The organism is Streptomyces sp. AC512_CC834 (genome assembly GCF_019049325.1).
Classification (GTDB): Bacteria; Actinomycetota; Actinomycetes; order Streptomycetales; family Streptomycetaceae; genus Streptomyces.
The window spans coordinates 454,413-466,974 of sequence record NZ_JAGMUO010000097.1 but is presented as its reverse complement, the minus strand read 5'-3'; the positions used below and the strand labels follow the sequence as shown (position 1 = coordinate 466,974).

The 12,562-nt window shown below is 71.8% G+C and carries 10 protein-coding genes; 3 read left to right on the top strand and 7 right to left on the bottom strand.

Annotation, left to right across the window (positions count from 1 at the left end; all coding sequences use genetic code 11):
• Positions 1-5 precede the first annotated feature (5 nt).
• Together KUM40_RS29655 and KUM40_RS29650 are read left to right on the top strand one after the other, a co-directional pair.
• Positions 6-395, top strand: a complete 390-nt coding sequence (locus tag KUM40_RS29655) for a PRC-barrel domain containing protein (RefSeq protein ID WP_254395775.1) — start codon at positions 6-8, stop codon at positions 393-395.
• Between the two features lie 42 nt (positions 396-437).
• Positions 438-890: an ATP-binding protein gene (locus KUM40_RS29650; RefSeq protein ID WP_217169269.1), complete on the top strand. Its 453-nt coding sequence runs from the start codon at positions 438-440 to the stop codon at positions 888-890.
• 18 nt (positions 891-908) lie between these two features.
• On the opposite strand, the gene KUM40_RS29645 is transcribed toward KUM40_RS29650, so the two are convergent.
• Entirely contained in the window at positions 909-1,343 is a 435-nt protein-coding gene (locus tag KUM40_RS29645) for an ATP-binding protein (protein ID WP_217169268.1), read from the bottom strand.
• Between the two features lie 139 nt (positions 1,344-1,482).
• Complete coding sequence (locus KUM40_RS29640; RefSeq protein ID WP_217169267.1) at positions 1,483-3,393, bottom strand: long-chain fatty acid--CoA ligase; 1,911 nt, start codon at positions 3,391-3,393, stop codon at positions 1,483-1,485.
• A 385-nt stretch (positions 3,394-3,778) separates the two neighbouring features.
• On the opposite strand from KUM40_RS29640, the gene KUM40_RS29635 reads away from it, so the two are divergent.
• On the top strand, positions 3,779-4,015 hold the full coding sequence (locus KUM40_RS29635) for a DUF6480 family protein (RefSeq protein WP_217169266.1): 237 nt from the start codon (positions 3,779-3,781) through the stop codon (positions 4,013-4,015).
• Positions 4,016-4,019: 4 nt separating this feature from the next.
• On the opposite strand, the gene KUM40_RS29630 is transcribed toward KUM40_RS29635, so the two are convergent.
• The 5 genes from KUM40_RS29630 to KUM40_RS29610 form a co-directional block, all read right to left on the bottom strand.
• Positions 4,020-5,111, bottom strand: coding sequence for a glutamate--cysteine ligase (locus KUM40_RS29630; RefSeq protein WP_217169265.1), 1,092 nt, complete (start codon positions 5,109-5,111; stop codon positions 4,020-4,022).
• 72 nt (positions 5,112-5,183) lie between these two features.
• A complete protein-coding gene (gene glgB / locus KUM40_RS29625) occupies positions 5,184-7,406 on the bottom strand; it encodes a 1,4-alpha-glucan branching enzyme (RefSeq protein ID WP_217169264.1) in 2,223 nt (740 codons plus the stop codon).
• 3 nt (positions 7,407-7,409) lie between these two features.
• Positions 7,410-8,771, bottom strand: a complete 1,362-nt coding sequence (locus tag KUM40_RS29620) for a maltokinase (protein WP_217169263.1) — start codon at positions 8,769-8,771, stop codon at positions 7,410-7,412.
• 28 nt (positions 8,772-8,799) lie between these two features.
• A complete protein-coding gene (gene treS / locus KUM40_RS29615) occupies positions 8,800-10,518 on the bottom strand; it encodes a maltose alpha-D-glucosyltransferase (protein WP_217169262.1) in 1,719 nt (572 codons plus the stop codon).
• Positions 10,515-12,521 carry an alpha-1,4-glucan--maltose-1-phosphate maltosyltransferase gene (locus KUM40_RS29610; protein WP_217169261.1) on the bottom strand — a complete coding sequence of 669 codons (2,007 nt, stop codon included), beginning with the start codon at positions 12,519-12,521 and terminating at the stop codon, positions 10,515-10,517. Before KUM40_RS29610 ends, treS begins: the two co-directional genes overlap by 4 nt.
• Positions 12,522-12,562: the final 41 nt, after the last annotated feature.

Genomic DNA, 12,562 nt, shown 5'->3' with positions numbered 1-12,562 from the left:
CCGACATGGGAGGGAAGGTCAGCGTGCCGATGGAGAGCATCTGGTCGTACGCGGCGGACAGCGGTCACGTGGAGGAGCAGGACCTGACGGGCTGCGGCGTCGTCGCCGGCGACGGCACCATCGGGCACGTGGACCGGCAGGCCGAGCACTTCGGCATGCGGCACCTCGTCGTCGACACCGGCGTCTGGGTGTTCGGCCGGAGCGTGCTCGTACCGGTCGGAGTGGTCCGGAGCATCGACACCGAGACCCGTACGGTCACGCTGGCCTGCACCAGGGCGGAGGTCAAGGCCGCGCCCAGGTTCCGTACCGACAGCGAGACGATGGACCGCGACTACCTGGCGTCCGTCGGCGACTACTACCACCGGCTGCCGCCGCGGGAGAGCCCCGCGACCTGACCGGCACCCGACGACAGCCTGCGAAACCGGGGAAACACCGACATGGAACCATCCGAGTGGACCACCACGGCCCGGCCCGGCCCCGCGCCGGGCCCACCGGCGCCCGGCGCCGGGGCGGGCGCGGCGGCGGCACGGGCCTACGCCGAGTCGGTGGCGCGCACGCGGTGGGGCGGCCCCGGCCGCGAGGCGCGTGAGGAAGACGTCGTCGATCTGCTGCTCGTGGTCTCGGAACTGGTCACCAACGCGATCCGGCACGGCGGGGGACTGGCCGGTTTCGAGGCCCTGCCCACGGACGACGGACTGTGGATCGCCGTCCACGACCACAGCGCGGTGGTGCCCCGCGCCGCGTACACGTTTCCCACCACGCACCCCGGGGGCGGTTACGGCTGGCCGCTCGTCGCCCGCCTCGCCCGGGACATCGCCGTCGACCGGCACCCGGGGGGCGGCAAGACGATCAGCGCGCTGGTGCCGCTGCGCGACCGGGGCACCCCATGACCGCACCGGTCACCCCGGTCACCAGGGCAGGAAGACGTGGATGTCCTTGCCCCGGTCACCGGTGACGACGCTCACCTGGTCGGACAGGGTGTGGATCAGGTGCCAGCCGATGCCGCCGCCGCCGTTGCTCGGATGGAAGGGGCGCGGCGCGGGCTCCGTCGTGCTGGTGTCGTGCATGACCACGTGGACGCCGTCGAAGGTACGGCGCAGCCGCAACTGGAACGGCCCCGGAGCGTACTGCACCGCGTTCGCCGCCAGCTCGGTGACGACGAGAAGGATGTCGTCCCAGTGTTCGGGCGCCGAGGGAGGTGCCGCCCGGGTCAGGTCGTAGAGGAACTCCTCCGCGACCAGGCGCGCGTCCGTCACGTTGTGCAGCTCCCCCAAGAAGCTGGCCGTGCGGTTCGTGATCTCCTCGGAAGCCAGTGTTCTGTCCCAACGCGGTTCGGCTGCCATTGCGCCTTCCCGGCCCGGCACCGGCCGGGCATCGCCCCTTCTGCTTCAATTCCTCGGCACTCCCTTCGTTGGTAAGTTCCCGTGCCGGGCGAACCTAGTCGCGACGATGTGCCGGAGCGGCGGCGGGACGGGCCCCGGATCAGCGGAGGAACACGCTGTCCGAGTCCTCCCAGCCGGCCGGCTCCTCCGGCGGCGTCTGCGACGGCGGGCGGCGGGAGCGCGCGTCGTACATCGCGTCGATCTCGAGGGAGTAGGTCCGTACGATCTCGTCCCGCCGGAGCTTCATCGACGGGGTGAGCAGCCCGTTGGCCACCTCGAAGGGGTCCGGCAGGACACGGAAGACCCTGATGGACTCCGAGCGCGACACGGCGCTGTTGGCCGCCGCCACGGCCCGCTCCACCTCCTCCCGCAGCGCGTTCTCCTCGCGGGCCTCACGGGCCGGGGCGTCGCCCGGCAGGGTCAGGGCCGCCCGCCAGTGCGTCAGGAACTCCGGGTCCAGCGTGATCAGCGCGCCGACGCAGGGCCGGTTGTCGCCCACGACCACCGCCTGGTGGACGAGCGGATGCATCCGCAGCCGCTGCTCCAGGGCGGCCGGGGCCACGCTCTTGCCGCCGCTGGTGATGATGACGTCCTTCTTGCGGCCGGTGATCGCCAGATAGTTCTCGTCGTCCAGGTGCCCGAGGTCGCCGGTGGCCAGCCAGCCGCCGCGCATCACCGCGCGGGTGGCGGCCTCGTCACCGATGTACCCCTGGAACAGCGACGGCCCGCGCACCAGGATCTCCCCGTCGTCGGCCAACCGGATCTCCATGCCGGGCAGCGGCTGCCCGACGGTGCCCGACTTCTCCCGGCCCAGCGGCTGCATGGTCAGCCCGCCACTGGTCTCGGTCAGGCCGTAGCCGTCGTGCACGTAGACGCCGATGCCCTCGTAGAAGAGGGAGAGTTCGCGGCTGAGCGGCGAACCGCCGGACGTCGCCCGGTGCACCCGGCCGCCCAGTGCGGTGCGCAGCCGCCGGTACACCGTCCGCTCGTACAGGGCGTGCTGGAGCCGGAGATCGAAGCCGGGCCCGGACCCCCTGCCCAGCCGCTGGCGCTCCAGCGCGGCGGCGAAGTCCCGCGCCGTGTCCGCGGCCCGCTCGAACAGTGCCCCGCGCCCCGCCTGCTGCGCCGTGCGCAGGAAGGTCTTGTAGATCTTCTCCAGGACCGACGGGACGGCGTACAGATACGTCGGACGAAAGGAGCGCAGCGCCGAGGAGAGCGCCTCCCCGGTCATCGCGGGCTCGTGCGCCATGAGGAGCCCGCCGCGGACGCACAGGCTCTGGATCATCAGCCCGTACACGTGCGAGAAGGGCAGATAGGCGAGGACCGCGCCCTGCTCCCCGGGCGGTGCCACCGTGTGGCCCCAGCCCGTGAGCAGCGTGTCGCACGGGCCGGCCAGGCCGCGGTGGGTCAGCGCGCAGCCCATGGCGCGGTCGGACGTGCCCGAGGTGTAGGCGACCACCGCGGTGGAGTCCGGCAGCACGATGCGGCGCATGGAGTCGACCGTGGCGAACGGGAGGAACTCGCCGCGCGCCACCAGCGTGTCCAGCGCGCCCGCGTCCAACTGCCAGACGTGGCGCAGCGCCGGCAGCGACGCGCACACCGAGCCGACCGTCATCACACTCTGCTCGTCCTCGACCAGCACGCCCACACAGTCCGCGTCGCGCAGGATCCACTCGACCTGGTCGCGCGAGGAGGTCGGGTAGATCGGCACCACCTCGGCGCCCACCGTCCACAGGGCGTAGCTGAAGACCGTCCACTCGTAGCGGGTGCGGGCCAGGATCGCCACCCGGTGGCCCGGCGCGATCCCGCTCGCGATCAGCCCCTTCGCCAGGTCGACCACCTCGTCGCGGAACTCCACCGCCGTCACCTCGTCCCAGACCGCCGACCCGGGAGCGCGGCGGCGGGCCAGCATCGGCAGGGTCGGCCTGCGGGCGGCCGTCTCGAAGAGGCTGTCGGCGAGCCCGCCGGTCAGGGGCGGAACGGCCGGGGGAGCGAGACCGAGGTCGCGCATGCGCTGGCTCCTGACGTGTACGGACGGTGGCGCCCGCCGAACGAGCACCGACGAGCACCGTGGTCGGCGGTGCTCGGAATCCAGGGTCTGCCCGGCGGATCATGCCGCAGACGCGGGGGCTGCCACGCCCTCCCCCACTGCCTGAAGGGCGTGGGAGGTGCCCCCAGCGGCGTTGTCGTCGGTTGTCAACGCTCCGCGTTGCCGCCCTCCTCCGCCTTGCATCTGGACGCACCAGCCCCCGCTCGCCTGCGTCGACAAGGCACCGCGGCTGTCCTGCGACCTGATCCGCCGGACAGACCCTAGCTCAGCCGCAGGCGGCAAGGGGCCGGGACGGCATAAGTGTTCCCGCCCGGTGATCTCGGCCCGATCGGGGGACTCGGGGGACATGACGTACGTGAATCCGGATCCCGAACCCCGACTCAGTACCGGCCTGGAGCCGGGCGGCGGTGTGCCGCCCGGGGAGACCCCGCCGGCCGAGAGCAGCATGCCCGAGGCCGGGCCGCAGGACCTGCCCAACAATCCGGCCAAGGGCTGGGCCAAGGGGCCGCTGACCCTGATCCTCGCGGTCGTGGTGCTCGTCGCGGCGGGTCTCCTGGGCTACGCCCTGGCCCTGATCTACTGAGGTCTCAGGCCGCCTGAGTACGGCGCACGCACTCGGCGACGACAGCCCGCAGGCTGCCGGTGCGTTTCAGCAGCGCGCGCTGCACCCGGGCGCCGTTGCCGTGCCGCAGCAGCTCGGCGACCCCGTCGCGCACCCGGTCGAGATCGCCCGAGGCCGCGAGCGCCTCCCCGGTGTGCTCGAGCAGCGCCCGTACGACCGTCTCGGCCGGCATCCGCCGCATCGTCGCGGGGTGCAGCAACTCCTGGGTCAGCCCGGACCGGGCGGCCCGCCAGGCCGCGAGGCGCAGCAGGCTCACGCTGACCTCGGCCGGCTCCGCGCCCCGGCGCCACGCCCGCGCGGCCGTGTCGACCAGCGCGCGGGCGAGCGCGGCGAGGACGACGGCCGTCCCGGCGTCCAGGCAGACGTCCGCGACCCGGAACTCGACCGTCGGATACCGCTGGGAGAGCCGGACGTCGAAGTACACCATCCCGTCGTCGAGGATCGTCCCGGTGGCGAGCATGTCCGCGACCCGGCGGTGGTAGCGCTCGGCCGAGCCGAACAGCTCCGTCGGGCCCGCCGACGGCCAGCGCTGCCAGACCCGGCTGCGGTAGCTGCTGTACGAGGAGTCCTCGCCCTGCCAGAACGGGGAGTTCGCGCTCAGCGCGGTCAGCACCGGCAGCCAGGGCCGCACCCGGTCGATCACCGCGACGCCCTCCTCGTCGGACCCGACCGACACGTGTACGTGGCAGCCCAGGACCAACTGCTCCTGGACCACGACGCCGTACTGCCCGGCCATCCACTCGTAGCGGCGGTTCACGCCGATGGAGGGCGTGACCGGCAGCGGCGACGTGGCCAGCGCGGCGACGGCACACCCGATCCCCCCGGCATGCCGTCCGGCCTCCTCACGGCAGCGCACGAGCTCCGCGTGCAGCCGCTCCATGTCCGCCTGCGGATGCGTGGCGAACTCGAGCATCTGCTCGTGCAGTTCCTTCTCGAACACGTCCTGCCCGGCGCCGTCCAGAAAGGCCCGGGCGAGCACGGCGGCGGACAGCGCCCGCGGCTCACCGGTCGCGGGGTCGACCAGGAGGAGCTCCTCCTCCACTCCGACGGTGCGCACCTGATGCCGCCTTTCCGTGGGCCGGTGGGACCGACCGACTGCCCCCGGCAGACGGTCGGACACCTGGCCGCCTCACAGGGCGTACGGCATCAGCCACACCGTCGCGAGCGGAGGCAGCGTGATCCGGACGCTCCCGTCCTCCGGCTTGACCGGGTCCGGGTTGGCCACGCCGCCGCCGCCGTACTCCTCGGCGTCGGTGTTGAGCACCTCCTGCCACGCGACGGCCCCGTCGCCGACGGCGAGCCCGTAGTCGTGCCGGACGACCGGGGAGAAGTTCGACACCGCGAGCAGCGGGGTGCCGTCCGTCGCGAACCGCAGGAACGCGAAGACGTTGTCCTCGGCCGCGTCCACGGCGACCCACCGGAAACCGGCCGGATCGGTGTCGCGCTGCCACAGGGCCGGGGTGCGCGCGTAGCGGGTGTTGAGCGCGCGGACCAGGTCCCGCACCCCGCGGTGATCGCCCGCCGAGTGGTACCCCTCGTCGAGTAGCCACCACTCGGGTCCCTGCTTCTCCGACCACTCGGCACCCTGCGCGAACTCCTGCCCCATGAAGAGGAGTTGCTTCCCGGGATGCGCCCACATGAAGCCCAGATAGGCGCGCACGTTCGCGCGCCGCTGCCACCAGTCGCCCGGCATCTTCGACACCAGCGCCTGCTTGCCGTGCACCACCTCGTCGTGCGAGATCGGCAGCACGTAGTTCTCGCTGTACGCGTACACCATCGAGAACGTCATCTCGTGGTGGTGGAACTTGCGGTGCACCGGCTCGTGGGCCGCGTACTCCAGCGAGTCGTGCATCCAGCCCATGTTCCACTTCAGGCCGAAGCCGAGCCCGCCGGTGTCGGTCGGCCGGGTCACCCCGCCCCACGCGGTCGACTCCTCGGCGATGGTGACCACGCCGGGGCAGCGCCGGTAGACGGTCGCGTTCATCTCCTGGAGGAACGCCATGGCCGCCAGGTCCTCCCGGCCGCCGTACCGGTTGGGCTCCCACTGACCGGAGTCGCGCGAGTAGTCCAGGTAGAGCATCGAGGCGACCGCGTCGACCCGCAGCCCGTCGATGTGGAACTCCTCGCACCAGTACACGGCGTTCGCCACGAGGAAGTTGCGCACCTCGGTGCGCGCGAAGTCGAAGGTGTACGTCCCCCAGTCCGGGTGGGTCGCACGCCGGTCGTCTCCGGGCTCGTACAGCGGGTCCCCGTCGAAGCGGGCCAGTGCCCAGTCGTCCTTCGGGAAGTGCGCAGGCACCCAGTCCATGATCACGCCGAGCCCCGCCCGGTGCAGCGCGTCGACCAGGTACCGGAAGTCGTCGGGCGAGCCGAGGCGTGCGGTCGGCGCGTAGAAGCCGGTGACCTGGTAGCCCCAGGACGGCCCGTAGGGGTGCTCGGCGACCGGCATCAGCTCGACGTGGGTGAAGCCCAGGTCCCTGACGTACGCGGGCAGCTCCTCGGCCAGGTCGCGGTAGGTCAGCCCAGGCCGCCAGGACGGCAGATGCACCTCGTACACCGAGAACGGCGCCTCGTGCACGGGCGTGTCGGCCCGGCTCCGCAGCCACTGACCGTCGCCCCACTCGTACGCCGAGGCGGTCACCAAGGACGCGGTGTTGGGCGGCTCCTCGGCCGCGCGGGCCATCGGGTCGGCCTTGAGGAACCGGTGCCCGTACCAGGAGTGGATCTCGAACTTGTACCGGGTGCCCTCGCCGACGCCCGGCAGGAACAGCTCCCACACCCCCGACGAACCCAGCGAGCGCATCGGGAACGCGGTGCCGTCCCAGTGGGTGAAGTCGGTGGCGACCCGCACTCCCTGGGCGTTGGGCGCCCACACCGTGAACCGGGTGCCGGTGACGCCCTCGTGGGTCATCGGCTCAGCGCCGAGGGCCCGCCACAGTTGCTCGTGCCGGCCCTCCGCGATCAGGTGCAGGTCCAGCTCGCCGAGGGCGGGCGGGAAGCGGTACGGGTCGTGCGTCTCCCGCTCACCCTCCTCGTACGCCACGACGAGGGTGTACGCGGGGATCTCCGCGAGCGGGAGCACCCCGGAGAACAGGCCGTCCTCCTGCGATACGAGGCCGTGGCGCTCGCCGTCGACGACCACACTCACCTCGCGGGCGAAGGGACGCAACGCCCGGAAGGCGACGCCGCCGGGCACCGGGTGGGCGCCGAGCAGGGCGTGCGGGTCGTGGTGGGCGCCCGCCAGCAGGCGCCCCCGGTCGGTGGGGTCCAGGGGCGGCGCGGTTTCGCAGGCACCGGGTGCGGGCGGGACGGGACCGGACGGCTCGGGGATCGAAGTGTCGCGGAGGGCCACGGGTCAGTCTCCTCTCACGGCGAGTCGTTCGATCGCCGCCATGGGTACGGGAAGCCAGTCGGGGCGGTGCCGGGCCTCGTACAGCACCTCATACACGGCGCGGTCCGTCTCGTAGGCGCGCAGCAGGCCGTGCTTCTTACGGGGGTCCCACCCGGCGCGGGCGGCGTAGCCGGCGCAGAACGCCTCCCGGCAGCGGCGCGCCCACTCGGGGCGCCACGGGCGGCGCTGCCGGGCCGCGTAGTCGAAGGAACGCAGCATGCCCGCGATGTCCCGGACGGGGGAATGGGCGCTGCGCCGTTCGGCCAGCGGGCGCGACGGTTCGCCCTCGAAGTCGATGACGAACCAGTCCCGGCCGGCCCGCAGCACTTGGCCCAGGTGCAGGTCGCCGTGGATGCGCTGGGCGGGCGGTCCGGAGTCGCAGGTGGACAGCGCCGCGAAGGCCGCCCGCAGACCCGGGACGAAGGGCTGCAGCGCCGGTACGCAGTGCGCGGCGGCGGTCAGCCGCTCGGTCATCGCCGCCGCGGTGCGGCCGTTCTCCCCAGGGGCACCGGACGGGAAGGCCGAGGCCAGCGCGAGGTGCACGTCGGCCATCGCCCGCCCCAGCTCACCGGCCTGCACGGTGAAGTCGTCCCCGGAGGCCAGCGCGTTCAGGGAGAGGGTCCAGCCGTCGGAGGCGTCGTGCAGGAACGGCTGGAGCACACCGAGCGTCGCCTGGTACGGATGGGTCGTGCGCACCCACGCCACCGGCGCCGGGACCCGGCCGCAGCCCTGCCGGGCCAGCGCGTCCGGGACCTCGAGGTCGGGGTTGACGCCGGGCTGGATCCGCCGGAACAGCTTCAGGATGAACTCGTCGCCGTAGATCAGCGAGGAGTTGGACTGCTCCGCGTCCAGCAGCCGCGGCACCAGTCCGCCGGGCACCGGCCGTGCGGGATCGGCCTCGAAGCGCAGCGGACCCGCCTTGCCCGGGTGCCGGAGCCGTTCCAGGAGCAGTTGGGCGGTCCGGGGGTCGTGCAGCGCGTCGTAGACCGTCCGGCCGGCCAGCGGGCCGTCCTGCACCTGTCCGATGATCGCCCGGCCCAGGCGCGGCGACGGCTGCTCCCGCACGCCGAGCAGCAACTGGTAGCAGTCGCCGGCCGGGGGGACGCCGCCCGGGGCGGGTACCGAACCCTGCCCGGTGTGCACCAGGAGGTGCAGACAGCCGGGGAACAGCTCGGTCATCGACAGCAGACCCAGCTCGGCGACGGGCCGGTCCTTGCCCGCGAACCAGCGCTGGCTCGGCAGCCACTCGCGCAGCAGCTCGCCGAGCGACGCCATGGGCTCGGCGAGATGCCTGCGTCTGGGGCGCAGGGGTGCGGTCTTCGGCATGGTGACGCGTCCTTTCCTCGGCCCGCGCTCAAACGCGGCGGCCGATGCGGGATGCGACTCGGGTGAGCCGGAACCAGTAGAAGCCGTGGCCCCCGAGGGTCAGCAGGTACGGCAGTTCGCCGATGGCGGGGAAGCGGACCCCGCCGAACAGCTCCACCGGATGGCGTCCGGCGAACTCGCGCAGGTCGAGTTCGGTGGGCTGGGCGAACCGGGCGAAGTTGTGCACGCACAGCACCAGGTCGTCCTCGTACTCTCGGAGGAAGGCCAGGACCGCGGGGTTGGAGGACGGCAGTTCCGTGTAGGTGCCCAGGCCGAAGGCGGGGTTCTGCTTACGGATCTCGACCATGCGGCGGGTCCAGTGCAGCAGCGAGGACGGCGAGGCCATGGCGGCCTCGACGTTCGTCACCTGGTAGCCGTAGACCGGGTCCATGATGGCCGGCAGGGAGAGCCGTCCGGGGTCACAGGTGGAGAAGCCCGCGTTGCGGTCCGGGGTCCACTGCATCGGGGTGCGTACGGCGTCGCGGTCGCCGAGCCAGATGTTGTCGCCCATGCCGATCTCGTCGCCGTAGTAGAGGATCGGCGAGCCGGGCAGGGAGAGGAGCAGCGCGGTGAACAGTTCGATCTGGTCGCGGTCGTTGTCCAGCAGGGTGGCGAGCCGCCGGCGGATGCCGATGTTGGCGCGCATGCGCGGGTCCTTGGCGTACTCCGCGTACATGTAGTCGCGTTCCTCGTCGGTGACCATTTCCAGGGTCAGCTCGTCGTGGTTGCGCAGGAAGATGCCCCACTGGCAGCCGGACGGGATCGCGGGGGTCTTGGCGAGGATTTCGGAGACCGGGTAGCGGGACTCGCGGCGCACCGCCATGAAGATGCGCGGCATGACCGGGAAGTGGAAGGCCATGTGGCACTCGTCGCCGCCGGCGGAGTAGTCGCCGAAGTAGTCGACGACGTCCTCCGGCCACTGGTTGGCCTCGGCCAGCAGCACGGTGTCCGGGTACTGCGCGTCGATCTCGCGGCGGACACGCTTGAGGAACGCGTGACTGGCGGGCAGGTTCTCGCAGTTGGTGCCGTCTTCGGCGTACAGATAGGGCACGGCGTCGAGGCGGTAGCCGTCGACGCCCAGGTCCAGCCAGAACTTGAGGGCGGCCAGCATCTCCTCCTGCACGGCCGGGTTCTCGTAGTTCAGGTCGGGCTGGTGGGAGAAGAACCGGTGCCAGTAGTACTGCCCCCGGACCGGGTCGTGGGTCCAGTTGGAGGCCTCGGTGTCGACGAAGATGATGCGGGCGTCGGGGTAGCGGGTGTCGTCGTCGGCCCAGACGTAGTAGTCGCCGTAGGGGCCGTCGGGGTTCTTGCGCGACTCCTGGAACCACGGGTGCTGGTCGCTGGTGTGGTTCATGACGAAGTCGATGATCACGCGGATGCCGCGCTGGTGGGCCGCGTCGATGAAGGCGACGAAGTCGGCGAGGTCTCCGAACTCGGGCAGGACGGCGGTGTAGTCGGAGACGTCGTAGCCGCCGTCCTTCAGCGGTGACTTGAAGAAGGGCGGGAGCCACAGGCAGTCCACGCCCAGCCATTGCAGGTAGTCCAGCCTGGTGGTCAGGCCCTTGAGGTCACCGACGCCGTCGCCGTTGCTGTCCTGGAAGGAACGGACGAGGACCTCGTAGAAGACGGCTCGTTTGAACCAGTCCGGGTGCCGTTCCCCCGCGGGGGTGTCCTCGAAGGTGTCCGGCACGGGCTCGTTGACGGTCATGAGGCTCCTGCCCCTCCGTTTCGCGGCGTGGCGGCGGACGGCCGCAGGACGTGGAAGACGTGGGCGGGAGCCCGGCCGGGCTCGAGACGCACGTAGTTCGTCCGGCCCCAGTGGTAGGTCCGACCCGTGAGTTCGTCGTGGACCGGCACGGACTCGTGCCAGTCCAGGCCGAGCTGCGGCATGTCGAGCGAGATCGTGGCCTCCTGGGTGCGATGCGGATCGAGGTTGGCGACCACCAGGACGACGTCGGAGCCGACGCGCTTGCTGTACGCGATGAGCGCGTCGTTGTCGGTGTGGTGGAAGCGGAGGTTCCTGAGCCGGTGCAGCGCGGGGTGGGCGCGCCGGATGGTGTTGAGGCGGGTGATGAGGGGGGCGATGGTGGTGCCCCGGTGGGTGGCGGTGGTCCAGTCGCGGGGTTTGAGCTGGTATTTCTCGGAGTCGAGGTATTCCTCGCTGCCCGGGCGCAGGGGGGTGTGTTCGCAGAGTTCGTAGCCGCTGTAGATGCCCCAGGTGGGGGAGAGGGTGGCGGCCAGGACGGCGCGGGTCTCGAAGGCGGGGCGGCCGCCGTGCTGGAGGTGGGCGTGCAGGATGTCGGGGGTGTTGGTGAAGAGGTTGGGCCGCATGTAGGAGGCGGCGTCCCCGGTGAGTTCGGTGAGGTAGTCGGTGAGTTCCTGTTTGGTGTTGCGCCAGGTGAAGTAGGTGTAGGACTGCTGGAAGCCGATCTGGGCGAGGGTGTGCATCATCGCGGGGCGGGTGAAGGCCTCGGCCAGGAAGATGATGTCGGGGTCGGTGGTGTTGATCTCGCCGATGACGCGTTCCCAGAAGGGGACGGGTTTGGTGTGGGGGTTGTCGACGCGGAAGATCCGTACGCCGTGGTCCATCCAGAACCTGAGTACGCGCACGGTTTCGGTGGTGAGGCCGTCGGGGTCGGTGTCGAAGGCGAGGGGGTGGATGTCCTGGTATTTCTTGGGCGGGTTCTCGGCGTGGGCGATGGTGCCGTCGGGGCGGTGGTGGAACCACTCGGGGTGTTTGTGGACCCAGGGGTGGTCGGGGGAGCACTGGAGGGCGAAGTCGAGGGCGACTTCGAGGTCGTGGCGGGCTGCTTCGCTCACGAAGTGGTCGAAGTCGTCGAGGGTGCCGAGGGCGGGGTGGACGGTGTCGTGGCCGCCTTCGGGGGAGCCGATGGCCCAGGGGACGCCGACGTCGTCGGGGGTGGCGGAGAGGGTGTTGTTGCGGCCTTTGCGGTGGGTGGTGCCGATGGGGTGGATCGGGGGGAGGTAGACGACGTCGAAGCCCATGGCGGCGATCGCGGGGAGGCGTCGGGCGGCGGTGCGGAAGGTGCCGTGGGGTTGTTCGGGGGTGCCCTCGGAGCGGGGGAAGAACTCGTACCAGGCGCCGTACAGGGCGCGTTCGCGTTCCACGAGCAGGGGCAGCGGGTCGGAGCTGGTGACCAGCTCCCGCAGCGGATGCCCGGCCAGCACCGCGTCCACCCGGGGCGTCAACGCCGCCGCAAGACGGGTGGCCACCGGCAGCGTGTCGTCGAGCAGGGCCGCCGCGGCGGACAGCAGCGCCGCTCGCCCGGAGCCCTTCGGCACCCCCGTGGCGGCCCGCCGGTACAGCTCCGCCCCCTCCTCGAGAACGAGGCCGGCGTCGATGCCGGCCGGGATCTTGATCCGCGCGTGACGCCGCCAGGTGGCGACGGGGTCGCTCCACGCCTCCACCCGGTAGGTCCAGTTGCCCGGCGCGCCCGGGGTGACTTCGGCGCCCCACCGGTCGCTGCCCGGGGCCAGTTCGCGCATCGGCGTCCAGGGGCCCGGCCGGCCCTCCGGGTCCTTCAGCACGACGTTGGCGGCCACCGCGTCGTGTCCCTCCCGGAACACGGTGGCGGAGACCTCGAACGACTCGCCCGCCACCGCCTTCGCAGGGCGCCTGCCGTACTCCACCACCGGGTGGACGTCCCGGACCGGGATACGTCCGATGCCCACGGTCGTACTCATCCGCATCTCACCTCCGCCGTGCTCGGGGCCGGGCGCCGGCCCGGCCG